The sequence below is a fragment of the Paenibacillus sp. VTT E-133291 genome (genome assembly GCF_002264395.1).
GTDB lineage: Bacteria > Bacillota > Bacilli > Paenibacillales > Paenibacillaceae > Paenibacillus_AQ > Paenibacillus_AQ nitricinens.
This window is the reverse complement of sequence record NZ_NFVA01000003.1, coordinates 120,531-144,565: the sequence shown is the minus strand read 5'-3', so window position 1 is coordinate 144,565 and position 24,035 is coordinate 120,531. Positions and strand designations below refer to the sequence as shown.

At 42.5% G+C, this 24,035-nt stretch carries 20 protein-coding genes and 1 other annotated feature; of the genes, 16 read left to right on the top strand and 4 right to left on the bottom strand.

The features are described from left to right. Nucleotides 1-15 precede the first annotated feature (15 nt). From CA598_RS02675 to CA598_RS02655, 5 genes are all read left to right on the top strand, one after another. On the top strand, nucleotides 16-1,137 hold the full coding sequence (locus CA598_RS02675; protein WP_094875252.1) for an acyltransferase family protein: 1,122 nt from the start codon (nucleotides 16-18) through the stop codon (nucleotides 1,135-1,137). A gap of 696 nt (nucleotides 1,138-1,833) precedes the next feature. Then, a complete protein-coding gene (locus CA598_RS02670) occupies nucleotides 1,834-2,889 on the top strand; it encodes an Atu2307/SP_0267 family LLM class monooxygenase (RefSeq protein ID WP_094875251.1) in 1,056 nt (351 codons plus the stop codon). Nucleotides 2,890-2,970: 81 nt separating this feature from the next. Further along, complete coding sequence (locus tag CA598_RS02665; RefSeq protein WP_094875250.1) at nucleotides 2,971-3,651, top strand: Crp/Fnr family transcriptional regulator; 681 nt, start codon at nucleotides 2,971-2,973, stop codon at nucleotides 3,649-3,651. A gap of 112 nt (nucleotides 3,652-3,763) precedes the next feature. Beyond that, nucleotides 3,764-4,576 carry a DNA alkylation repair protein gene (locus CA598_RS02660; protein ID WP_094875249.1) on the top strand — a complete coding sequence of 271 codons (813 nt, stop codon included), beginning with the start codon at nucleotides 3,764-3,766 and terminating at the stop codon, nucleotides 4,574-4,576. A 253-nt stretch (nucleotides 4,577-4,829) separates the two neighbouring features. Further along, nucleotides 4,830-6,380: an acetamidase/formamidase family protein gene (locus tag CA598_RS02655; protein ID WP_256990326.1), complete on the top strand. Its 1,551-nt coding sequence runs from the start codon at nucleotides 4,830-4,832 to the stop codon at nucleotides 6,378-6,380. An 86-nt stretch (nucleotides 6,381-6,466) separates the two neighbouring features. On the opposite strand, the gene CA598_RS02650 is transcribed toward CA598_RS02655, so the two are convergent. Then, the gene (locus tag CA598_RS02650) at nucleotides 6,467-6,913 is read right to left on the bottom strand and encodes an Lrp/AsnC family transcriptional regulator (protein WP_094868830.1); all 447 of its coding nucleotides are present in this window, start codon (nucleotides 6,911-6,913) and stop codon (nucleotides 6,467-6,469) included. Nucleotides 6,914-7,064: 151 nt separating this feature from the next. Next, nucleotides 7,065-7,295, top strand: a binding site (T-box leader). A 139-nt stretch (nucleotides 7,296-7,434) separates the two neighbouring features. Here CA598_RS02650 and tyrS point away from each other — a divergent pair. The 3 genes from tyrS (at nucleotide 7,435) to CA598_RS02635 (ending at nucleotide 10,765) form a co-directional block, all read left to right on the top strand. Next, nucleotides 7,435-8,694, top strand: a complete 1,260-nt coding sequence (gene tyrS / locus CA598_RS02645) for a tyrosine--tRNA ligase (RefSeq protein ID WP_094868831.1) — start codon at nucleotides 7,435-7,437, stop codon at nucleotides 8,692-8,694. 216 nt (nucleotides 8,695-8,910) lie between these two features. Beyond that, a complete protein-coding gene (locus CA598_RS02640) occupies nucleotides 8,911-9,201 on the top strand; it encodes a hypothetical protein (RefSeq protein ID WP_094868832.1) in 291 nt (96 codons plus the stop codon). A 319-nt stretch (nucleotides 9,202-9,520) separates the two neighbouring features. Next, nucleotides 9,521-10,765, top strand: a complete 1,245-nt coding sequence (locus CA598_RS02635; protein ID WP_094875247.1) for an anaerobic sulfatase maturase — start codon at nucleotides 9,521-9,523, stop codon at nucleotides 10,763-10,765. A 67-nt stretch (nucleotides 10,766-10,832) separates the two neighbouring features. Here the strand turns inward: CA598_RS02635 and CA598_RS02630 are convergent, their stop codons facing one another. After that, nucleotides 10,833-12,032, bottom strand: a complete 1,200-nt coding sequence (locus CA598_RS02630; RefSeq protein ID WP_094875246.1) for an ROK family protein — start codon at nucleotides 12,030-12,032, stop codon at nucleotides 10,833-10,835. 186 nt (nucleotides 12,033-12,218) lie between these two features. Between CA598_RS02630 and CA598_RS02625 the strand changes: the two genes are divergently transcribed. From CA598_RS02625 to CA598_RS02605, 5 genes are all read left to right on the top strand, one after another. Then, nucleotides 12,219-12,881 carry a chromate transporter gene (locus CA598_RS02625; RefSeq protein WP_256990325.1) on the top strand — a complete coding sequence of 221 codons (663 nt, stop codon included), beginning with the start codon at nucleotides 12,219-12,221 and terminating at the stop codon, nucleotides 12,879-12,881. 11 nt (nucleotides 12,882-12,892) lie between these two features. Beyond that, a complete protein-coding gene (locus tag CA598_RS02620; RefSeq protein ID WP_094875244.1) occupies nucleotides 12,893-13,426 on the top strand; it encodes a chromate transporter in 534 nt (177 codons plus the stop codon). A gap of 35 nt (nucleotides 13,427-13,461) precedes the next feature. Continuing rightward, a complete protein-coding gene (locus tag CA598_RS02615) occupies nucleotides 13,462-14,442 on the top strand; it encodes a formylglycine-generating enzyme family protein (protein ID WP_094875243.1) in 981 nt (326 codons plus the stop codon). 39 nt (nucleotides 14,443-14,481) lie between these two features. Beyond that, a complete protein-coding gene (locus CA598_RS02610; protein WP_094875241.1) occupies nucleotides 14,482-15,315 on the top strand; it encodes a helix-turn-helix domain-containing protein in 834 nt (277 codons plus the stop codon). A 106-nt stretch (nucleotides 15,316-15,421) separates the two neighbouring features. Next, entirely contained in the window at nucleotides 15,422-16,819 is a 1,398-nt protein-coding gene (locus CA598_RS02605) for a sulfatase family protein (RefSeq protein WP_094875240.1), read from the top strand. A 71-nt stretch (nucleotides 16,820-16,890) separates the two neighbouring features. Here the strand turns inward: CA598_RS02605 and CA598_RS02600 are convergent, their stop codons facing one another. Beyond that, complete coding sequence (locus CA598_RS02600; protein ID WP_094875238.1) at nucleotides 16,891-18,669, bottom strand: cache domain-containing sensor histidine kinase; 1,779 nt, start codon at nucleotides 18,667-18,669, stop codon at nucleotides 16,891-16,893. After that, nucleotides 18,656-20,095 (bottom strand): response regulator, encoded by a 1,440-nt coding sequence (locus tag CA598_RS02595; RefSeq protein WP_094875237.1) that lies wholly within the window; start codon nucleotides 20,093-20,095, stop codon nucleotides 18,656-18,658. The genes CA598_RS02600 and CA598_RS02595 overlap by 14 nt, the downstream gene beginning before the upstream one ends. Nucleotides 20,096-20,345: 250 nt before the next feature. Between CA598_RS02595 and CA598_RS02590 the strand changes: the two genes are divergently transcribed. The 3 genes from CA598_RS02590 to CA598_RS02580 are packed head-to-tail and all read left to right on the top strand — an operon-like array spanning nucleotide 20,346 to nucleotide 23,927. Further along, entirely contained in the window at nucleotides 20,346-21,314 is a 969-nt protein-coding gene (locus CA598_RS02590) for an ABC transporter permease (RefSeq protein WP_256990324.1), read from the top strand. 24 nt (nucleotides 21,315-21,338) lie between these two features. Beyond that, the gene (locus CA598_RS02585) at nucleotides 21,339-22,238 is read left to right on the top strand and encodes a carbohydrate ABC transporter permease (RefSeq protein ID WP_094868840.1); all 900 of its coding nucleotides are present in this window, start codon (nucleotides 21,339-21,341) and stop codon (nucleotides 22,236-22,238) included. A 57-nt stretch (nucleotides 22,239-22,295) separates the two neighbouring features. Beyond that, nucleotides 22,296-23,927 carry an extracellular solute-binding protein gene (locus CA598_RS02580; protein WP_094875236.1) on the top strand — a complete coding sequence of 544 codons (1,632 nt, stop codon included), beginning with the start codon at nucleotides 22,296-22,298 and terminating at the stop codon, nucleotides 23,925-23,927. The last annotated feature ends 108 nt before the right edge of the window (nucleotides 23,928-24,035 follow it).

Here is a 24,035-nt window from a genome sequence, read left to right as displayed (position 1 = left end):
AAAGGGGTCATCCCCATGGAACGAAAATTAAATTCGGAAATGTTTGTTCTACGTAGTATAGCCTGCTTAAGTATAGCGCTGTTGCATGCTTTATATCGAGTCTATGACGATGGTAACACGTCTTGGGTAGCCTCAGTGGGTCTACTGCTTACCTTTGGCACACCGGTATTCGTATTTATCTCGCAATTCGTATTGTCTTTTGCATACCCGGACGGAATTCCCGCGAAATTTTGGGAGAAACGGATCAAGTATATTTTGCTTCCTTACTTTTTTTTCGGAGCTTTGTACGCAGGGTTAAAAGGATTGGATATGGCGAGCAGTGAGGGGATTCCGCTTCTTCAGGCTTTTTGGTACTTCCTGTGGCGTCATTGGTTACTTGGCGATTTTCATGGCTACTTTATCCTAATTATCTTTCAGTTTTATGCCCTATTCCTCTTATTTCAAAGGCATGCCAAAAAATTCACTCCACGCTCTATACTGATTGCGTCATTCGTTATAAATATGGCTTACTTAGGCTTTTTTAATTTCACCAAACCCGTAGATACGGTAGCTGCTCAATATATTTGGGATAAATTGTATTGGGTTTTCTGTCCGGGGTGGATTTTCTACTTTACTGCGGCTTATTACTTGGGGCGAAATGAGACTTGGTTCCGGGAAAAATTAAAACAGTTCCGTTTAGCTGTCTACGTGCTTCCAGTTGTAACAGGTGCGCTTGTGCTATTCGTGAATGGGCAAGGCTGGATTACGGCACATAGTTCTAAAAGAATTGATATGTTACTTTTCGCCATGAGCATGATTCTACTACTCTTCACAGTGGCTTCTTCATTGAAAAAAGTGCCGCGTATGCTGGAGTGGAGCAGTAGGTACTCCTTCGGCATATATTTGCTTCACCCGTTGTTGTTGGCTTTATTCGTCAAACTTCCTTCTTCGTTCGGGTTGCAAAACCTTGGACTATTCAGTGTGCTGCTCCAATTTGTCGGATGTGTGGTTGGATCGGCGATCATCATGAATATAGCGAATCGTATTCCAGGCGGAGCCTTTGTGTTTGGTCGAGTCGGAATTGGAATCAATCAGAGGAAGAAACCGAAATCGTCGGATACACCGATACCTACGAGTATTGGGAACCCTTCGAATTAGCTGAAAATTTACCACTACCCTTCCGTTTTTTTAGTTGATTAGTGGTCTTTTAACATTCTCTGGGTAAATGGTCATTCCATCGTACTAGTTCCGCCCTTCAAGCCTTATTAAAAAGGTAAATAGTTGTAAAAAGTACAATTGCGCTCAAACATTTGCTGCATAGTTTCGGTTTAATTGCATATTGTACAATTATTTTGCGAGAATTCCACCATATGGAGGTAAATGATCACTTTTAAGTGTATAGAGTGCAACTATATCCCAATAAGCTACCTAAAAAGCGCATATAGTTGCACAAAATACAATTAAACAGCGAAAGTCACGCCCACCGCGGCAAAGTTACAGTTTAATAGTGTGTTGTAGCCCGATAGAGCGTAATCCTGCTGCATCGGACCGAATTGCAGCTATTGCTTCATTTTGCAATCGTTTCAGACTGTATAGCTCTTATTCCCACTAGAATATACATTTTATAGGTGAATTCAGTGAATAGTTGCATCTGAGTCCAATAGTTTAGAAAAATGACCAAAGTCATTAAAATAATGGCTCTTCTGTCCGATCTATAATCGAGGGGATCTAAAATAGTTGGAATTATTGGAGAATCCTATTATAATGAGTTTCTTGATCCACAGTAATCATGAATATTTAAATATTTACATCTAGAGAATAATGCAACGTGCAGACATTAGGAGGAAATGAAAAGTGGAACTTGGAATAAGTACCTTTGTCGAGACAACGCCCGATGTCCAAACGGGTGAGACAATAAGTCATGCAGAACGGCTACGTGAAGTAGTGGAGGAAATTGTACTTGCCGAAGAGGTGGGACTAGATGTATACGGAGTGGGCGAGCATCATCGTCATGATTATGCGGCTTCATCACCTGCGGTTGTGTTAGCTGCAGCTGCATCGTTGACTTCGAAAATTCGGTTGTCCAGTGCCGTAATGATCCTGTCTTCAGCAGATCCCGTACGTGTATTTCAAGATTTTGCAACGCTAGATGGCATTTCGAATGGACGTGCAGAAATTATGATCGGCCGCGGCTCGTTTACAGAGTCTTTCCCATTATTCGGCTATGATCTGAAAGATTATGAAGAACTCTTTAATGAGAAGCTGGAATTGTTATTAGCTATCCAAAAGTCAGAAAAAGTGACCTGGAGCGGCAAACATAGAGCGGCCATAAACAATCTGGGGATTTATCCGCGTCCGGTTCAAGATCCGTTACCAATTTCAATTGGGAGTGCAGGAAGCCCAGAGTCAGCGATCCGCACAGGGGCGCTTGGTTTGCCTTTTGTTTTAGCAATTATTGGGAATGTTCTTCCGCTTGATTATGCGAAACATGTGCAGCTCTATAAAAATGCAGCGGCTGAAGCCGGATATGATATTTCAAACTTACAGGTTGCCTCGCATTCTCACGGGTTTATTGCTGAGACGAATGAGTTAGCTTTGGAGAAATTTTTCCCTTCAACGCATGCTCGAACCAATGTGCGGGCGATAGAAAAAGGGACGCCACCCTACCATCGTTCCGATTATGATAAAGCGTGCAGCTTTGATGGCGCTCTTTACGTAGGTGATCCAGAAACCGTTGCGAACAAAATCATTCATCTTCGCAAACATGTGGGAATTACGCGATTCTTTTTACATATGCCCCACGGTACAATGCCTCATGAGGATGTTATGCAGGCGATTAGACTGCTGGGAACGGAAGTAGCCCCTCGTGTTCGTGAAGAAGTAGCGCGCTGGGAAGCAAGTAATCGTTAATGAATAAGCTGCGTCCTTAGGACGTAGCTTTTTTTGTGCGGTATACTAAAATAACGAATAACGTTATATAAGGGAGGAGCAATGGAGACTATTCATTATTTATCTCAATTCAATTTGCTTCAATCGTTAGCGCTGGAAGATCTAATGGAAATGGAAGAGTTAACTCGAATAATAGTGGTTCCGAAAAATACATATATCCAAACACCGCCAATCTTCTCTGAAGGATTATTTTTTGTGAAAAAAGGAAAGGTGCGTTTATACCGATTGAATGCGGATGGGAAGCAGTTTACTTCGGATATTTTGAGTGAGGGTAATGTTTTTGGTGAAATGAACGTGATTTCGTTTGGAACGAAAGATCATTACATTGAAGCCATGGAAGAGTGTCATATCTGTACAATTGATCCTGTAAGATTTGAAGAATTCGTAGCTACTCGACCTAGATTTTTGATGTCATTAATGCAAGTATTGAGTGATCGTATAAAAAGTATGAGTCAGTTAACGCATAACCTAGCCATCGGAAATCTGCATGATAAAATATTGTGCGTTCTTTTAAAGCTATCGGATCAACTAGGCGTTAAAAGTGAGGATAATTATTATAAAATCAATGTTCCACTGTCACATCAAGAAATCGCCAATTTGATTGGTGCGAGCAGAGAAGCGGTTACTATGGCATTGCAAGAGTTGGTAAAAGCTGAGGTACTTCAGACTGGGTTCAGAACTATACTTATCCACCATGATAAAGTCTCCGAAAGAAATTTATAAAGATTATGAGTTGTAAATGAGATTACATCTTTATGGTTAGAAATGCCCGTATCCTAAATATAAGAAGAAGGTTATTCAAGCCTTTAAAATCATAGGTGAAGGGAAGATTTCTATGGAGCATAGGAAGGGAGCTCGAAAAGTTAGCGATATTCCTGCTGAAGTTGTAGGACTATTGCATAAAGGACAATTACAGACTGTAAATCTAACGGAATGGCTTGCTGTGGACCATATGGTTTTGTTGGGAAATGTGCTGGACGAGCTAGGTTTTGGACAGGAATCCGAACCAATTTTACAAAGGCTTCGCGATTCATCGGAAAAGAAAATTATGAAGCTCATACCGGCTATTGCGCGGGAGTGGCAACAGGTGTTGGAATGCAAATCAGAGGCGGAACAAGTCCGAGTATTCTCAGCTTTAGCGCAGCATCATTCCGATAGTGTCCGCTGTTGGGCTGCCTATATGATCGGTCTAAATCAATCTTTAAGTCTGTCGCAAAAGCTAATGGATATCCGTCCCTTTGCAGCGGATGATCATTTTGGGGTACGCGAGATTTCATGGATGGCTTTAAGGGAATCGGTCATTGCAGAATTGGATGAATCCATTAAGTTCTTAGAGAGCTGGGTTTATGATCAAGATACGAACATAAGGAGATATGCGATCGAATTGACGCGGCCACATGGGGTATGGGCTAAGCATATTATTGCGCTCAATGAAAACCCAGCAATAGCTCTTCCATTATTAGATCCACTTAAATCAGATCCGGCAAAATACGTACAGGATTCTGTAAGTAATTGGCTGAACGATGCGAGTAAAAGCAATCCGGAATGGGTGCTGCAGCTTAGCGAGAAGTGGTTGATTTCTTCGGATTCCAAGGAAACGAAGCGGATTGTAACACGGGCAACAAGGAGTATAACTGCTCTACGTTGAAAATGAAGTATCACTTTAGAATGGATGATAGAACGTTAAACACTTTGGCTAATTAGCTAATAAGTGTTGGCGTTTTTTTTATGTAACGAAGAAGCGGGCTTGGATAATTAAAGATATCTAATAGTTATAACTTATTATTTAAGCTTAGAAGTGTATAAATATTTATATTGTTAATCTGGAATCCATCTGTTATACTCAAAAACACAATATGTTATAAAATATAACATTAAGTTGAGTTGAGGAGGATATGACTATGAAAAGACAAATATTCCTGAAGGTTAGTGTCATTTTATCAACGGTTTTGCTAGTTGATTCGTCAGTTAATGTTATGTATGCTGACACTGATATTGGTGCTTATAAACCGAAAACTCATGTTCTAAAGGCAAATTCGGAGACTGTTCGCTGGGGGAATATTGGTAAGGGTAATCCAGCTTTAACGGTACAATCAGGAGATATTGTAACGGTCGAGGCAATTACGCATCATTCCGGTGATGATTACGACCGAATGATTAAAGGGGATGCGGGTGTTGAAGATATTTTTCACTGGATAGAAGGGGAGAAGAACGAAGCGCTTCGTGGACCAGGCGTACATATTATGACGGGACCTATCGCAGTAGAAGGCGCTGAGCCAGGGGATGTTCTGGAAGTGAAGATTTTGGACATGAAGCTGAGACCTAATGGAAATGACAAATACGCAGGTAAAACCTATGGCGTGAATGCCGCGGCGAACTGGGGTTATCTATACGGAGATATGGTTGAGGAGCCGAAAAAACGTGAAGTGGTCACCATCTATGAGATGGATACTGAAGGTGGAACGGATTATGCAACAGCTGTTTATAACTACAGATGGACAGCGCAAACCGATCCGGATGGTCAAGTGCACCCGACAATCGACTACCCAGGTGTAATTGTAGACCATAATACGATTGATAAGAACTTTGATGTATTGAAAGGTATAAAGATTCCAGTACGTCTCCACTTCGGCACGATGGGTGTGGCGCCTAAAGAAGCAGATATCGTTGATTCCGTCCCTCCTTCTTACAATGGTGGCAATGTAGATGATTGGCGGATTACTGAAGGTGCAACGATGTATTACCCTGTATCCGTACCGGGTGCGCTACTGTCGATTGGTGATCCGCATGCCGGTCAAGGGGATTCTGAGATTAACGGAACGGCTATCGAGACATCGGTCACTGGTGATATACAAGTCATTCTTCATAAAAAAGCAACGCTTAACAAAAAATTGAATGGGTTAAGTTTCCCATTACTTGAAAATGAATACGAATGGGTTGTGCATGGCTTCAGTTATGCGAATTATTTGGAGGCTCTCGGAGTAAGTGCACAAACAGATATCTTCAAAAACTCTTCCATCGACAAAGCGATGAAGGATGCTGCTCATAAAACGAAAGATTTTTTAATGGGTGGAATGGATTTGAGTGAGGATGAAGCGTACTCACTGATGTCTGTGTCCGCGGATTTCGGAATTACACAGGTGGTGGATGGTAATTGGGGCGTGCATGCTTTGATCGATAAAGGCCAATTCGGTGATTCGGAGCGCAAGGCAGTGGGATTACGTAGCAGCTTTGAAAGCTTTGGTGCGAAGGTGAGCTGGAAACCGGCTACTCAGACAGTAACTATAAGCTACAATAATAATGTTCTAGAGATGAAAGTCGGGGCGACGACAGGAATGTATAATGGAGAGGTCGTTAAGCTCGTTGCTCCAATAGAAGTTGTAAAAGAGAAGACTCAGGTCAGTGAATATTTCGCGAAATTTTATAAAGCTAAGTTATCTAAAACAGAGTAGGTGAATTAGTATAATTAGCAATCATTTCTTAATCATTATAAGATCCAAACCAGAGGAGAACCGTCTTTATAAAGTCGGTTCTTTTTTTATATATTTAGACCGTCCTGATTTTTATGGCGCTTTAATAAGATTTGGTTTTCTACACGGACTAGACCGTCCAGACAGTAGATGGATTCATGCATAAACCGTTCCATCTCTTCAAGGTTCTCAACTAGAATGTGAATGTGAAGGATGCAAGGCCCTGTCATTTCATAAAGTACGGCTACGCGTTCATTTTCTTTCAAGATCCCGACTATATGATTTAAATGAGAAGGCTCTACTTCAAGCTCCAAATATGCGGAAATTTTCTTTCCTAGCTTTTCTGCGTTAATGACGATTGAGAATTGCTCAATAATTCCTTGATTGACGAGCCGGTCAATACGATCCTTAACCGCTACACTTGATAAATTAACTTCTTTAGCTAGATCGGTGTAGGAGATTCTGCTGTTTTGAGTTAGGCGTTCTAAAATATGATTATCGATTGGATCAAGCATACGGAGTCGTTCACCTCTTTTTTCGTAATTGTAACAGAAAAAAATAGGCAATGCCTAGTAGTGCATCACAGCAGGAGTGTGACTCAGCATTCTTAGCTTAAGATGTTGACATTGAAGAATTATTTCACTATACTGGCTGTAATCTTATATACTTTATACGTTGAAGAAGCCCAGTAGTAGCTTAGTCCCTGTTCCAGAAAGCCGGGGGTTGATGAAACCCGGTACACACTAAGAGTACGAATTACACTTTGGAGTATCTCGGCTAACACCGAGCGGAATGGCGAACGATATCTCGTCACGAGTGGCATCAATGCTGTGTTTTAGCATTAGCGTTTCATTGGTGCAATCTGGGTGGTAACACGGTTATTCAATCGTCCCTATGTCTACAATAGACAAGGGGGCGATTTTTTTGTTTTTAAATATAGGGATTTATAGGTTTCACTTCATCAATTATCCTTATATTTGCTTGGCGGACTGATGATTCGTTATAGGATATCTACTAATTTAAGGGGTGTTAGGCAATGAATATTATCGACGAACTAGAATGGCGCGATGCCATCAATCAACAAACCGATGCCGAAGGGCTTAGAGAATTGACCAACAAGAAATCCGTTTCAGTGTACTGCGGTGTAGACCCGACGGGTGACAGTATGCATATTGGTCACTTGATTCCGTTCATGGTACTCAAAAGATTCCAGCTTGCAGGACATCGTCCGGTTATTCTAATTGGCGGTGCAACAGGTACGATTGGTGATCCAAGTGGACGCCAGTCTGAACGCTCTTTGCAGACACTGGAGCAAGTTCAAGCGAACGTGGATGCACTTACGGCACAAATGAAAAAACTGTTCGTAACCGATGGCGACAATCAAATTCGCATGGTGAACAACTATGATTGGACGCATAAAATCAATGTTATTGAGTTTTTGCGTGACTATGGTAAGAACTTCAGCATCAATTCGATGCTTGCCAAAGATGTTGTAGCGAGCAGATTGGACAGCGGAATTTCCTTTACGGAATTCTCCTACCAAATCCTGCAATCCCTAGATTACCTGCATTTGTACCAGCATGAAGATGTGCAGCTGCAAATTGGTGGCTCTGATCAATGGGGCAACATTACAAGTGGACTGGATTTGATCCGTAGAAAAGAAGGATCTGAAGCTATAGCCTTCGGTCTTACTATCCCGCTTATGCTGAAATCCGATGGCACGAAATTTGGTAAATCAGCTGGTGGAGCAATCTGGCTGGACCCGAACAAAACGACTGCGTTTGAGTTCTACCAGTTCTGGGCGAATACGGATGACCGTGATGTTGTGAAATACTTGAAGTACTTCACATTCCTTTCTAAAGAACAAATTGATGCACTTGCAGAAAAAGTACAGTCTGAACCACATAAACGTGAGGCTCAAAAAACACTAGCTGAAGAAATGACCAGATTCGTGCATGGTGAAGAATTGCTGGAGCAGGCGAAACGTATTACTGCTGCTCTGTTCAGTGGAGATATCAAATCCCTAACAGCTGATGAGATCGAGCAAGGCTTCAAGGAAATGCCGACTTACGAAACTACACTGGAATCCAAAAACATCGTAGAGTGGTTGGTTGATCTCGGGATCGAGCCATCTAAGCGTCAAGCGCGTGAAGATATCACCAAAGGCGCAATTTCCATGAACGGTGAAAAAGTTAGCGATGTAGCATTTGAAGTTACAGCAAATGAAGCGATCGGTGGCCGGTTTATCATTATCCGTAAGGGTAAGAAAAACTACAGCTTGGTGAAATTGTCCTAGAAGGTATAATATTAATAGGTCTTCCTTATATGTATAAGGGAGGCTTATTGCTATATTTGGAGTAGTTAGCTTATCATTTACGTATTAAAGTGAAAAACGAAGGGTGAAAAAGCAAAAATTATGTTAAGATTAGGATTCGTGTGATTTATAGATTAACATAATCATCAGAAACCATAATAGAAAATTAGGAGTGGTAATTTGAGAAGACAAAAACCAATGACCATGGAAGAATTAATGAATGAGCTTCAAGGTCAAAAAATGAATCAAGAAGATCCCAATGAAATATCTTTTGAAAAGCTGTTTAATGAAGAGTTTATGAAAAAATATTCGAATTGGATGAGTTTTGATGAATTTTTAATCAAAGGGAACTTTCAAGTAAAGACAGAAGAAGATGTTGCTGACATACCTGATGAGCTTTTTGATCGTCATGTAGCAAGAGAGACGAAGTTTGCAGATTGGAAATCAATGTTGGAAACAGCAAATAAGGAATACGTCCGTACAACATGAAACAACATTAGTATTTAAAGTCCCCGAAACGGAACTGACCCCGTTTGTAATTTGGGATAAAAGTACTTAACAAGTTTAAATAGCCAGTCGCTGGAAATTCAGCGACTGGCTATTTTTTTCGCTAAAATACTGTAATCAAACGAATCCCATTCTCAAATATACTGAACTCTCATTAGTTTATGGGGAGGTGTTTTTTATGTCCAATTATTCGATTAACTGTGATGTTTTACTCATTGATGATTTGCATCCTATGATTTAATTGAAGACATAGGAAATCGCTTTAACAAAGATAGTATATACATAGGAGGGGCAGACTCGTATGGCAACATGCATGCAGACCACAAGACCACAAACCCTTAATGTCATGTGGAAAACCGTCTCAGAGGATTGTAATCTAGCCTGTGATTATTGCTACTACAGCACAGCAGGGGGGCATCCTCAGCAACCGATCCGGGTGATGGATATGGATCTTCTGGAGCGATTTATCGCTCAGTACATGAAAAGATCATCAGGTATAGCGACTTTTTCTTGGCAGGGAGGGGAGCCGCTATTGGCCGGACTTCCGTATTTTGAACGCGTGATTTCACTCCAAGCTAAGTACGCTCCACCTCATACAATGATTAGTAATGCGCTGCAGACCAACGGAACGCTTATTAACGAGAAATGGGCGAAATTTTTTAAACGGTATAACTTTTTGGTTGGGATTAGTGTGGACGGTCCTGAGCCCATTCATGATGCACATCGTATAACGGGCTCGGGGAAAGGTAGTTATGATCTAGTTATGCGTGGGGTTCGCCATTTACAGAATGAGGGTGTGGACTATAGTATTCTGACGGTGATCCATGAAGATAACGTAACGAAACCGGACGATTTGATGGCATTTTACCAAGAACAAAAATTTCCCTATGTTCAGTTTATCCCTTGCATGGATTTTGTTTCACAGAAGAGTGATATGCCTGGCCGCTTTCGAATTACACCTGAACAATACGGAGTCTTTTTATGCCGTACATTTGATCTGTGGTACAACGAGGGGTATCCAGAGCTTCCCATTCGTATTTTTGAGAATATGCTTCTAGTATTCATGCATCGGGAGGCGGAGTTGTGCGTTCACAGCTTATGCTGTCCGAAGATGATGGTGCTTGAAACCAACGGGGATGCTTATCCTTGCGATTTCTTTATTGATGAAGAGCATAGGTTAGGAAATATCGGCTATACCGACCTTGAAGCACTGCTTACCAGCCCTATATATGATGACTTTTTGTTAATGAAACCCAATATGAATGAATCATGCTATAAGTGTGAATATCTTAGCTTTTGCAATGGGGGATGCCCACGCAACCGGAATTGGCTTGATGTTCATGATCGTACTGAGGTTGATTATTTCTGCAGTAGCTATAAAATATTCTACTCATATGCCTATGAACGAATGATACTGCTAGCAAACCGACTTAAATCGGAGCAGATGCTGGCGTTCAGGAAAAGTGCCAAACTACTTCCAGGTAGAAATGATCCATGTCTCTGCGGAAGCGGGAAAAAATTTAAGAGTTGCTGTCAACCACTATAGCTCAAATTTTTAAAAAAGGTTGTTCCAACAATCATGCAAATTGTTGTGAAACAACCTTTTTGATATGTTAAAGAATCATTTGGTTTCTCACCATAATAGCCGCACCAGTCACCACAGCTTCTTCTTTTAATGTACCCAGGGAGAAATGAGGTTGGTATTCAGGATAACGGTAAGTGTTTCGCTGTGCCACTTCAACCGCCGTTTGGAAAAACAATTCGTGAGAGTGGATGAGCGCACCACCTAGAATGATGGTCCCAGGATGAAACAGGTTAATAACGTTGGCGAGGCCAATACCGAAGTGAATGGCGGCTTGGGTAAATAATTCACGGGCGTGTGGATTACCCTCTCTAAAGGCTTGTACCAATACATCATAAGTCAGCTTTTCCGGCGATACTTTGTATTTTTGGAGGATCAGATCTTTGTCCATCTTTGCCTCTGAACGTGCACTTTGTTCGAGCGCCTGCACAGAAACGAATGCTTCTAAAGCTCCGTAATTCCCTTCATTATTTAATCGGGGTCCGTCTGTCTGGATGATCATTTGACCCATGGCATCTTCCATATCCATCGTGCCATGAACAATACTTCCATGCGACATCATCGCATAGCGGAGCCCAGCTCCAGCATGAACATAGAGCATATGTTGAATGTTAGCGTGACGGATGGACCATCGTTCTCCAAGGAGTGCGGAATTGGCACCGTTGTCGAGCAGAGCTTTGAAGCCCGTTCGTTCCTCCACCAATTTGCAAATAGGGAGATTGTTCCAGCCAGAAGAAGGGAAGTGTAGCGGTTTTAAGATAAAACCATTATCCCGGTCAAGCGGTCCCACGGCTCCAATTCCTATGCCAATAATTTGACTGTCCACTAACTGATGATCCCTGAGGAAAGCGCGTATTTGACTACTTACATGATCCATAAATCTTTCAGGTGTGAATGCCTGATCCATTCTCCAGTGAACAATTGATTTTGGGTTCATTTGCATATCAAATAAACCAAGGGAAGAATACAGCCTGGAAATCTCTAAACCGATGATGTAACCGTAGGAAGGATTGATCTGGTATAAAATAGGTCTTCTGCCTCCGCTAGATTCCCCGAATCCGCATTCTATCAGCAAGCCTTCTTCCGTCATTTCATCTAATATTCGGGTCATTGTGCTTTTGGTAAGTGAAAATGTTTGTAGAAGATCTAACTTGGAAACTGTGCCTTGTTCGGCGATTCGGTCGTATAGGAGTTTCTTTGGGGATGGAATGTGTGTCGAGCGCTTTTCCACGATATACCTCCAAGCTATATATAGGATGAACTAGTAAGATCGGTTTTAATAAAGTTTGTATTTATTAACATTAATATAGTATAACGCATAACCCAAAGATTGTATTTTACCGTTCAAAAAACTTAATTCCATTTTGGGAAAAAGTGATATAATGAAATTACGACAGAAAATATAAGGGTGGAGTCCATGAGAACAACTATGAAAACAAATGCGATGACGAATACAGACCTAAGGATAAGTCTATTGCTCCAGTTGTTTTGGGTATTTGTTCGAATCGGTCCCGTTACTTTCGGGGGAGGTTATGCGATGATCCCTATGATCGAACGGGAAATTTCCACTAAACGGAAATGGCTAGCTGAAGAGGAGATGGATGAAATTTTATCTTTAGCTGGCGCAGCACCAGGTGGGGTAGGAGTAAATGCGGCGGCATTCATTGGTTATCGACTTGCTGGTGTGAAGGGTGCGATTGCTGCAATCGCTGGGATTACGATTCCAACCTTTATCATTGTTTGTTTGCTTAGCGCCGTTTACTCACTTCTGGCCGACCAACCAAAAGTTATTGCCGCCATGAAGGGGATTCATAGTGCTGTTATTGCCTTGATCCTAGTAGCAGCATATCGAATGGCCAAGAACGCTATATTTGACAAGACTACGGCTGTTACGGCGCTAATTATACCGATTGTTTTATTAGTTTCCGGAATCAATCCCATTTACGTGATCGCAGCTGGATTGATTATCGGGTTTGTATATATGCCAATCAAACAGCTCTTTGGGCTCCAAGTTCGGACAGAGAAGGATTCCTTGAATGATTCAGATGAAGAGTCGAATTATCCGGAGTATTACATCTAGGGGGAAGCGATGTGATTTGGAATTTATTTTTTATCTTTATAAAAATTGGACTGCTCTCCTTTGGGGGAGGGTACGCCATCATTCCGATGATTCAGCATGAAGCTATGGCTGGTGGTTGGTTATCTGAAAGGGAATTTCAAGAGGTAGTTTCCATCGCAGGGATGTCACCGGGCCCTGTTGCAACTAACAGTGCAACCTTGATTGGATATCGTGTAGCTGGAATTGAAGGAGCGATTGTGTCCACATTAGGCATGGTTCTGCCTTCATTATTCATCATTATTTTTATTTCCATCTTTTTTTATCGGGTGAGGGACAGTCAATGGATTAAAACGTTATTTTATGGGTTGCGACCAGTGATTACGGGTTTGATTGCCTATGCTGCGATTCGGTTTGGTTTAAATAGCGTGGAACACGCCTTCGTTACTTGGCAAACCATTGGCACGTTGATCATTGTATTCGTTGCACTTTATGGTTTAATGAAATATAAGCTGCATCCGCTCACCATTATTGTTGCCTCTGGCATTCTTGGTGTAGCCTTTTTTTAGACAGAGCCGGGACGATCCCAGATCGGAGGTAATACATGTCAGAGAATATACGGGCTTGCTGCTCAGCTAGTCGAAATCAAGTTGAGAAACAAGGTTCCATCGATGATGTTTGTAAGGAGAACACAACTATCCAAAGACCAGAAGGGGATACAGATTTCTCGGACATGATCCTTATTCCTGGAGGTACTTTTCTTATGGGGACGGATGACAAAGAAGGGTTCCCCGAAGACGGAGAAGGGCCCGCTAGGAATGTTACCTTATCTACCTTTTTGATTGATGCAACGGCAGTTACGAATAAGCAGTTTGCTGCTTTTATCAAGGAAACAAACTACGTTACAGATGCGGAGCGTTTCGGCTGGTCTTATGTGTTTCATTCTTTTGTTTCCATGGAGACAGGGAAAAAGGTGACCCAAGTAGCTACTCAAACCCCCTGGTGGTGGGTGGTAGAGGGAGCGAATTGGTGTCATCCGGAAGGTCCGGATTCCCATGTAGATGAACGTCATGATCATCCGGTGATCCACATATCATGGGCTGATGCTGATGCTTATTGTCACTGGGCTGGCAAACGTCTGCCGACGGAAGCGGAGTGGGAGTATGCTGCACGAGGAGGACTAGTTCAGAAACGATATCCTTGGGGGGACGAATTAAAACCGGGCGGAGAACATCGTTGCAATATTTGGCAAGGAAAGTTCCCTGATAAAAATCATGCCAGTGACGGTTATGCAGGTACGGCACCAGTAAAATCCTATCTACCTAACGGATATGGTCTTTATAATATGTCAGGGAACGTGTGGGAATGGTGCGAGGATTGGTTTACTAAGGCCTATCATTTAACTTCCGAATCCGAGAATCCGAGAGGCCCTGTAAGTGGTGTAGCAAGGTCGATGCGCGGAGGATCGTATTTGTGCCATAAATCTTATTGTAACCGTTATCGGGTGGCGGCCAGGAGCAAAAATACACCAGACAGCTCTGCAGGAAATATTGGCTTTCGATGTGCGGCTGATTATACCGGTTGAGAATACATAAAGACTACTACATTAGAAGGAGGAACTTCTTTGTCCTCTATCATTCATAGTCAGCTTGATATCACCGTGCTGGACGTCATAAAAATTCAATATCAGAAGCGGGTTATATTCGATTACGTCCAGTCTTGTTATACCGTCTCCTATATCCAAAAAGGTGAGGTATTGACGACATCCTCCGAGGGAGAATATGTTGCTTCTGCCGGAGATGTGATGATCCACCGTCCTAACGAGCCTTTTAATGTGATTTCCAAAACGGATGGTGTACATTATCTGTTTAATATTAACGCTAAAGTTAAAGACGGAAATGATTTTTTTAAGTTATTCCCGCTAGGCAAGGTGATTCGGGTCCGGGATCGAAGCGAATATGAGCGAAGGTTTGACGAGATGCGGAGCCTGTGGTTGCAGGAGGAGGATGATTTCAGAAATGTTCAGGTCGGTTCATTGGCATTTTTTCTCCTTTATGAAATTATGGAGAGCACCAAGCTTGGCGGGCGCCGCTCATCTCGAGACCCCTATGTCACCGACCGCTTTAACGAGGCGTTGCAGTATATGGAGGAGAGACTTGATCAGGAGATTAGTAGAGAGGAGCTTTCCAAGCTCTATCATATGAATCCTGTTTATTTTAGCAGGGCGTTTCAGAAAATATATAAATTGACACCTATGCAAATGCTACGAAAATTGCGGCTGCAGCAAGCTAAACAAATGTTGGAGTATACGGATTATACCATCGAGCATATCTCCCAGAGATGTGGTTATTATGATGCTTCGCATTTCAGTAAGGTATTTCGTGGCGAATACGGCAAGGGTCCGGCAGAGTACCGAAAAAGTATCGAATATACAAAAACAAACATCGTTACTCCATAGCGGAGCTTACCATATTCATATACTCTATAAGCATGAGCAGATCATTCTGAACTGCCCGAATCGATGCGAAACCATTTCGATGAAAAGGAAAGGCAGGGTATAACTCATGAGAATCTTGTATTTGGATTTGGATTCGCTTCGCCCGGACCATCTGGGATGTTATGGCTATCAGCGGAATACCTCCCCGAATATCGATTCAATCGCTAAAGAAGGTGTCACCTTTACCAACTATTATTGTTCAGATGCGCCGTGTCTACCGTCCCGTTCTGCTTTAATGTCGGGACGATTTGGCATTCATAATGGGATTGTAGGACATGGCGGGACCGCTGCTGATATGCGTAGAGAAGGGGCGAAGCGCGAATTTAATGACCGGCTGGGAATGGAAAGTCTTCCAGCTATATTAAGGCAAGCGGCCATGAAAACCGCTTCGATCAGCACCTTCGCCGAACGACATTCAGCCTGGACCTTTAATGCCGGTTTTCAAGAAGTGTTCAATGTTGGCGGAAGGGGACATGAGACGGCAGAACAGGTGCTCCCAGTGTCACTTAAATGGCTTGAGGATAATGGGGAGTCCGAGCATTGGTTTCTGCACCTGAATTTCTGGGATCCCCATACACCTTATCGTACACCCAGGAGCTATGGTAATCCGTTCGAGAAGGACCCTTTACCCGAGTGGATCACTGAAGAGGTGTTTGAGCTTCACCGAAAGAAGAAGGGACAGCACAGTATCGAAGATATGAATGCGCTTGCTAAATCACATTACCAACAGCATTTCAGGCACAATCAGGAGATAAAGAACCATGACGACCTGCGTGTTATCTTTGACAACTATGATGCTGGAGTTAAATATCTGGACGAACATCTCGGGCAAGTCTTTTCCAAGCTGAGAGAACTTGGCGTGATGGAAGATACAGCTATTTTGATCTCAGCGGATCACGGAGAGAGCCTGGGCGAGCTAGGGATTTACTCCGAGCACGGCACAGCAGACGAGGCGACTTGCCGCATTCCGATGATTATCCGCTGGCCAGGGGGCAAGAAGGGAATCGTGGAGGATGGACTACATTATCACCTTGATCTCGGACCGACATTAGCAAGCCTTTTGAATTTGAAAGGGGCACCTTCTTGGGATGGTGAAAGTTATGCTGATACCATTCTGGAGGGACTTTCAGGAGGGCGTGAGTATCTCGTAATCTCACAATGCGCGCATGTGTGTCAACGCAGCATCCGGTTTGAGGATTGGTTATATATACGCACCTATCATGACGGACACCATGGATTTCCGAAAGAAATGTTGTTTGATTTGAAGCATGATCCTTATGAACAACATAATCTCGCCGAAGTGAGTAAAGACATTTGTATGAAGGCTGTCTATCTGTTGAATGAATGGCATGACAACATGATGAGCTCCATGGACTGTGATATCGATCCATTATGGACGGTACTTATGGAAGGTGGACCCTATCATGCGAAAGGATATGTGAGCTCATCCTCACAGGATGCTTAGCGCTGTCCCTTTGAATGAGGAAAGAAAGACAAATGGAAAGGAGGCTGCCCCTGAATGGGCAACCTCCTTTTTTACACTCTGGCTTCTTGCTGATCAATTAAAGCCCCGGGAAGCCTCAAAACGGTCTTCGTCCCGCTACCTTCCTTACTGTACAGCAGAACGCCGCAAGGATCACCGTACTTAAGATTTAGACGGTTATTGACGTTTAGGAGCCCGATATGATCGCCGGACTCTATGTTCTTACCAGCAAGCAGCTCGGTTAGCTGTTCCAGTCTCGCACCAACGATGCCAACCCCATTATCTTCTACAGCGATTTCAAGCAGTCCCGCTTCGCTTTTCTCTACTGTGATCAGCAAGACTCCCTGACCTTGAGCCTCAAGCCCATGACCAAGTGCATTTTCGACAATAGGTTGAAGGATCATTTTAGGTACGGGAATGTGTAACCATTCAGGTGGACAGAACAGTTTGTAACTGAATTTGTCAGGGAAACGGCCTTGGTAAATTCTCACACAAGATTCTGCGATTTTCAGCTCTTCCCCAAGAGTGACCTCCTCTTTGCCTTTGATGCTATACTTGAGCATTGTGCTTAAGGCGGTAGTCATTTCGTAAATATCCCGATTTCCTTTTACGATCGCAACGCCTTTGATTGTATCTAAAGTATTGCTTAAGAAATGGGGATTAATTTGACTTTGCAAATACGAGTATTCGGCACGTTGTTTTTCCAGATCTATCTGGTAAAGCTGGGTGTTTGCATCGATTAATTGGTCCGTCAAATCGTGAATCCGCGTTGTCATATCGTTGAACTGCCGAGAGATGATTTCAATTTCAGCATAGCCTTTTAAATCGACCTTGTTGTTCAATATTCCTAGACTTCCGCCTTTTAATTGATTCATATAGCGCATAAGCCTAGACAATGGTCTTAAGAGATTCATCATGAGCACAGAGTAGGGAATAGAGACGACCAACAAGATTAATGCTAGAAGAGCATAGCTGACCTTCTTTAATTTCTCCAGTTCTTTCATTAAATTATGGACAGGAACAGCGGTTATGATTTTTCCAGAGATCTCCGGTAAGATAAAGGACTGAATAGCATATTTCTTTCCGTTGACTGTTTCAACGATTGACTCTCCATTCCTTCCAGTTGCCCGAGTTTGAAACTGCTGGAGCATGTCCTCCGGTTCATCACTATTTGAGTAGATCAGCCCTTTATCATCCATCATAAAAAAGCTGGTTCCGACCAATCGAGGGTACTCTGAAATTTCAGTTTGAATAGCCTTCATATCCACAATAACTGCGATGTAGCCGATTTTTTCGCCATATAGGGACGTGTCACCAGAAGCAAAGATGTTCATCCCGAACAGTAATTTTCTCTTGTCGATGACCTTATCTGGAGGACTGTATCCGCGATAATGAACGATTCCATCATCCCCAGCCGTCTTCATAAGATCGACAGCATATTTTGTTCTTCCCGCTAATGAAATACGTGTGTTAGAGCTACCGATAACAATAATATCTAAGATGTCTGTATTCATATTTCGCGCGATACTCAATAGCCCCTCTACCTTTTGGGATAGGTCGTAGCCTCGAAGCTTATCATTCTCGACTAGGAACTTTTGGACGGTCGAATCGTACCCTACATTCATCATCATGGAAGAAACGTTGGCATAGTTGTTAGAAATCCGTTGCTTGAGAAGGGAGACAAGCTCTGTATTGTATTGCGTATTTTGATTAATGATGGTCTCGCTTGATAGTTGGTATACCCTAGAGACGATGATTGGGATAATAGCAACAATAAACAACCCGAATAGCAAAACCTGAGTACGGATGGATAGTCTCTTAAATGTCTTCATTGTTTTGTTCCCTATATTGCGTTGGTGTCATCTTGAGATGCCGCTTAAAAATTCGCGTGAAATAGAAATAATCCTGAAAACCGCATTTCTCGCCGATTTGGTAAATGGAAAGGTTCGTCTCGACCAGTATTTTACAAGCGTATTCAATCCTTAAACGACTGATATGTTCGATGATGGTCTCGCCGACTTCTTTCTTGAATAATTGGCATAAGTAATTTGGACTTAAGAAAAACTGATTCGCTAAATGTTGAATCGAGATTTCTTGATTAAAATGGTTGTGGATGTACAACATGATCTCTTTGACTTTGTTGTTTGAAATTCGTGAAATATCAGTTTCGTTTCTGCTCATAAAAATATCTAGCGTCATAAGAATCAAATCATCGATCATAGCTTCAGCCGTACCGTATCTATAATAGAGCTGTTCATATCCTTCAAAAAAACGGCCGTTAACCCGAGTCCCTTCCCGAGGAAATAAGTACAGGATCGATGTGTAGAGCAAATAGGCTTCTTTAATGGTGAACGTTCCCTCTTTGAATAATTTCTTTATCGATTCCATGGCTGCTATAAAACCGAGCCGGTCTTTATTATGAAGAATCCGGGAAATCTCTTTGAGCTTCTCATCGATCGGTATTTCCTGTTGCTGAATCAACCGATAACATCCTGGCATTCCCGTTGCGAACATGCTGAATGCAGCATGAGAGGCGGATTCTAAAGCCGCATCCAGTTGGTGTATATCCGAAATAGGAGAACCAATTCCAACCCCGCACTCTTGTAAAACCTCTGTATATTCAAGACCCCGAAGGAAGACTTCGTATTGGCACTCTTCCAATAAGTAGCCATACCGACGGCGGCTCATCGGGAAGACCAGGGGAGAGAACTGGCCGACATCTGCAGGTGAACTTAACCCTTGGATAACAATGGGGATATGTGGCGTATCCTTTGACAAAGGAATTCTCTTCTCATCCAACCATAAGCTAATTCGTTCGAGATCTCCGGAACAAACCGCTTCATATAGTTCGAAGTCGTGGACAGGGCTTTCTTTAACCACCTTCGATTCGTGCTGCTGGGCTATTCGGTTGAGCATTCCTTCAATTTCTTCGATTTCAAAAGGTTTCAGGCAATATCCGAACGTACCATAATTCATCGCTTTTTGTGCATAAGCAAACTCTGCATGTCCACTAAGTACGATAAAGATTGTATCAGGAGCGATAGCTTTGCCACGTTGAATGAGCTCAAGTCCATTCATTACAGGCATTTTAATATCTGTTAGAACAAGGGTGGGGCGAAGCGATTGAATTAATTGCAGGGCTTCTTGCCCGTTTTCGGCATCGTCGATGACTTCAAAGCCGTATTTCTTCCAATTCACTCCTGCTTTAATTCCCTCTACAATCCACTTCTCATCATCTGCAATAATCACTGAACGCATAAGTGAATCCCCCTTTCTATATGGAGCTCTTAGATTAATCCTAGCGATTGTGGATCAAGGGGGGTATGGACTATCTTACGCTCACTATGTCCGATATTACGTGTCACAGGAAGGTCACGCACTAAAGTGTGAAAAATCCACATGACCGGAGGTGTATCCTCTATACAAGATAATTTACACTCCCGATATAATTTACCATATAAACCGCTTACAAGCATAAACAATCTCATACAGAAAGGTGGGGAGAAGATTGGCTGATTCTGTAACCGCTCGTACGCCTAAGCGAAGCTTAAAGACTAATGCTCCTAAGCAAAGCTTAGGAAAAACGATTTTACATTACAAGTATTTTTACCTCATGGTTCTACCGGTGTTAATCTGGTACGCCCTCTTCAGCTATGCTCCCATGTACGGTGTAACGTTAGCATTTAAATCATTTGATTACAGTAAGGGGATCCTGGGTAGTCCCTGGATAGGCTTAGAAAATTTTCAAACGCTGTTGACCGATCCCGATTTTCGAAGGGCATTTTGGAATACGGTCATTATCAGCTTGATGAAGTTGATCACTCATTTCCCGATGCCCATTATCCTGGCGATTGTTTTATATGAGTTTTCCAGGACAAAAATGAAGCGGTTTTTTCAGACGATCCTGACGTTCCCGCATTTTATATCATGGGTTGTACTGTCGGGGATTATCATCAATATTTTAAGCAAGGACGGGATTTATAACCAGATTATCATGTTGTTTGGCGGGGATCCAAATTCTCCGCTTGTAGATGAAAGTGCATTTAGACCCGTTCTGTATATCACACATGTGTGGCGAGAGATCGGCTGGGATTCAATCATTTACTTAGCGGCGCTTGCAGGGATCAATCCTGAGCTGTTTGAAGCGGCGGAAGTGGACGGAGCGAACCGGTTTCGCCGTTTGCTAAACATCGCATGGCCGGGACTGAAGAGTACAGTCGCAGTCCTGCTAATCCTTCAAGTTGGACAACTACTAACCCAAGGTTCGAGCTTCGAGCAAATATTCAATCTGTATAGTTCACCGGTATATTCGGTTGCCGACACGATCGATACATACATTTATCGGACTTCATTCACGATAGGGGGCGACTTTGGATATATGACTGCCGTGGGTGTCGTCAAGTCCATTATCAGCCTGATTCTTTTATGGGCGGCCAATTCGTTCGCTAAGAAAATGGGTGAGGAAGGACTGTATTAATTTGCAGGAAAAGGGGAGAAGGAAGTGAGCGACACAACGGTTAAAAAGGGGAAAAAATGGAGTGTCTTCGATATCGTCGCATTCGTAGTTCTGGGGCTTCTAGCACTAGTAACATTTTTTCCCTTCTATAATGTTCTTATTATCTCTGTTGCAAAGTTCGAAGCGATTAGTAAAAGTGATTTTTATATTTTTCCGCTTTCGTTTGACCTGTCTGCATACAAGCTGTTGCTTCAGGATATGAAGTTTTGGACTTCAATTTTAAATTCTGTCATTGTAACGGCGCTTGGCGTGTTGTTCAGCATGACGATCTCTGTTGCTGGAGCATACGCATTATCCAAGCGGGGCATGCCGGGAAGAAACATAATGCTTAGTTTGATCTTGTTCACTATGTTTTTTAATGGGGGTTTAATTCCCTTTTATCTAGTCGTTAAAGATCTAGGATTCGTAAACAATATATTCGTCATGATCATACCCGCCGGTCTCAATACGTTTTACCTGATCATTATGAAAAACTATTTCAATACGATTCCAGAAAGTTTGGAAGAGTCAGCTAAGCTGGATGGGGCAAATGATCTGTACATCCTTTACAAAATCATTATTCCAATCTCTGCCCCATTCATGGCGACCTTTGCTTTGTTCTATGCCGTGGAAAGATGGAATGAATGGTGGTACGCGTTGATCTTTATCAGTGATGCTGCAAAAGCACCGCTTCAGATTTATCTACGGGAGACACTCATTACTTCGAATTCCTTGCTAAGTCAAATGGCACAGACGATGGCCGAGCAGGAGCAGACGGGGAAGGTATACACACCTGCACTTCAAATGGCAGCAATTGTAGTTTCGAGTATTCCGATTATTGTTGTTTATCCGTTCCTGCAGAAGCATTTTAATAAAGGGATTATGGTAGGTTCGATAAAAGGATAAGAAAGATTTTAAATAGATTGATTCTATCCTAAAATAGTATAAAGGGAGGTTTCAAGCATGCTTAGAAAGAAAATGATGACACTGGCATTATGCATAACTTTATTGGCTCTGGTGCTCACAGCTTGCGGTGGAGGCAATAACGACAAAGGGCAGGCGGCATCAAATGGTGAAGGATCTCCAGATTCTTCTAATTCCACGGACACCCCTTACAAGGATCCAATGACCATTTCTCTTGGTTTCTGGGACGCGGATGCTGAAATTGCTAACATCGAAAAAGACCCAATCGCCAAACAAGTGTTGGAAAAGTTCAATATTACATTAAAACCTGTCAATATGACCTGGGATGACTATACCCAGAAGATTCAAATGTGGGCTGCTTCCGGTCAATTGCCTGATATTTTCGCGATCGACGCTGTGGGGACGCAATATCAGCGTAAATGGGTTGAACAAGGTGTTGTCAAAGCACTTCCGGAGCTTTCTAAGTACCCTAACCTTGCAAAATACTTCGAATCGCCGGACATTAAAGGTTTAGGTGTAGACGGAAAGTATTATACCGTTCCTCGCCGGATGTTCCCGAGTGTCGATTGGAGCGCACTGGATCGTATGGTGTTCTATCGATGGGATCTTGCTCAAAAAGCTGGTATCACAAAAGAACCTGAGACCTGGGAAGAGTTTGAAGCTATGCTTGATGCAATCGTGAAGTCGGATCCGGAAGGTAAGCATATTACCGGTCTTACGACGACAACTACCAAGATGCTGGGCGGATTCTTCTGGTTGTACGGTAACCCGGTTGCCACGAGTGATGGAAGCGGCAGTGACTTTAAATGGATCAAAGAGGATGGTAAGTTTATACCCGCTGTATTTTCGAAAAATGCGCTTCCCGCCTTGCAGAACATGAAGAATATGTACGAAAAAGGTTTGATCGATCCAGACATTGCGCTTGTTAAGCCGGCAGAGTCTTATGACAATTTCGTAGCAGGCAAAGCAGCTGCTCTTCTTAGCGGTGGCGGTTTTATAAATTTAAATAGCGATATGTATGAAAAACGCTGGAAAACAGCTTATCCGGATAAGGATATCATGGAGAGCATAAAGGCACTCAAGCCACTTATTGGACCTGATGGTGAACGCTCACATGCTATTTTTAAAACGTACTGGTCGGAAAGTTATTTCAGCAATAAAGTTGACGATAAAAAGATGGATCGCATCATGGCACTCTATGATTATGTGTTGTCTCCTGAAGGCAAGGACCTGTTGACTTATGGCATTGAAGGTGTCGATTACAAGATCGAAAATGGGCAGAAGGTTGTCATTGAAAAGGGTTCATTAAATGAGAAGTATCCAGCTAGCAGATTTCTAAAGAATTTGGTGGCTTATGAAACTTCAGATAGCTATAACATGGATAACCCGACGATCGCTAATGAAGGGATCCGCAAAGAAGCTGTCGATTATATCGATTGGATTCAGAATAATACGGAGGTTCCGGAATACGACATCCGGTTAACGTATATGTCCACCCCAACAAAGGATAAATTTACTGTGCTTGACCATGATGATCTGCTGAAGATTATGCTTTCCAAAGAACCCGTTGAAAGTTACTGGAATAACATTTTGAACGATTATAAGGCTAAAGGTCTTGATAAAATGATAGAAGAAGTAAATGCGAAGGCCAAAGAACAAGGTATTGAATAATTGATGGATAGAGAAGATCCGGGCTGAAACAGCCCGGATCTTCCGTTTAATGATTTGAAGAAGAATCAAGAATGTGCGGCGCTACTGATCGCATACTTATTATAAGAT

Coding starts and splice junctions, on each gene's coding strand:
- CA598_RS02600 (WP_094875238.1), bottom strand. CDS start 18,669: ATGAAGACATTTAAGAGACTATCCATCCGTACTCAGGTTTTGCTATTC.
- CA598_RS02640 (WP_094868832.1), top strand. CDS start 8,911: ATGACCATGGAAGAATTAATGAATGAGCTTCAAGGTCAAAAAATGAAT.
- CA598_RS02580 (WP_094875236.1), top strand. CDS start 22,296: ATGCTTAGAAAGAAAATGATGACACTGGCATTATGCATAACTTTATTG.
- CA598_RS02660 (WP_094875249.1), top strand. CDS start 3,764: ATGGAGCATAGGAAGGGAGCTCGAAAAGTTAGCGATATTCCTGCTGAA.
- CA598_RS02650 (WP_094868830.1), bottom strand. CDS start 6,913: ATGCTTGATCCAATCGATAATCATATTTTAGAACGCCTAACTCAAAAC.
- CA598_RS02675 (WP_094875252.1), top strand. CDS start 16: ATGGAACGAAAATTAAATTCGGAAATGTTTGTTCTACGTAGTATAGCC.
- CA598_RS02655 (WP_256990326.1), top strand. CDS start 4,830: ATGAAAAGACAAATATTCCTGAAGGTTAGTGTCATTTTATCAACGGTT.
- CA598_RS02615 (WP_094875243.1), top strand. CDS start 13,462: ATGTCAGAGAATATACGGGCTTGCTGCTCAGCTAGTCGAAATCAAGTT.
- CA598_RS02665 (WP_094875250.1), top strand. CDS start 2,971: ATGGAGACTATTCATTATTTATCTCAATTCAATTTGCTTCAATCGTTA.
- CA598_RS02635 (WP_094875247.1), top strand. CDS start 9,521: ATGGCAACATGCATGCAGACCACAAGACCACAAACCCTTAATGTCATG.
- tyrS (WP_094868831.1), top strand. CDS start 7,435: ATGAATATTATCGACGAACTAGAATGGCGCGATGCCATCAATCAACAA.
- CA598_RS02625 (WP_256990325.1), top strand. CDS start 12,219: ATGAGAACAACTATGAAAACAAATGCGATGACGAATACAGACCTAAGG.
- CA598_RS02595 (WP_094875237.1), bottom strand. CDS start 20,095: ATGCGTTCAGTGATTATTGCAGATGATGAGAAGTGGATTGTAGAGGGA.
- CA598_RS02605 (WP_094875240.1), top strand. CDS start 15,422: ATGAGAATCTTGTATTTGGATTTGGATTCGCTTCGCCCGGACCATCTG.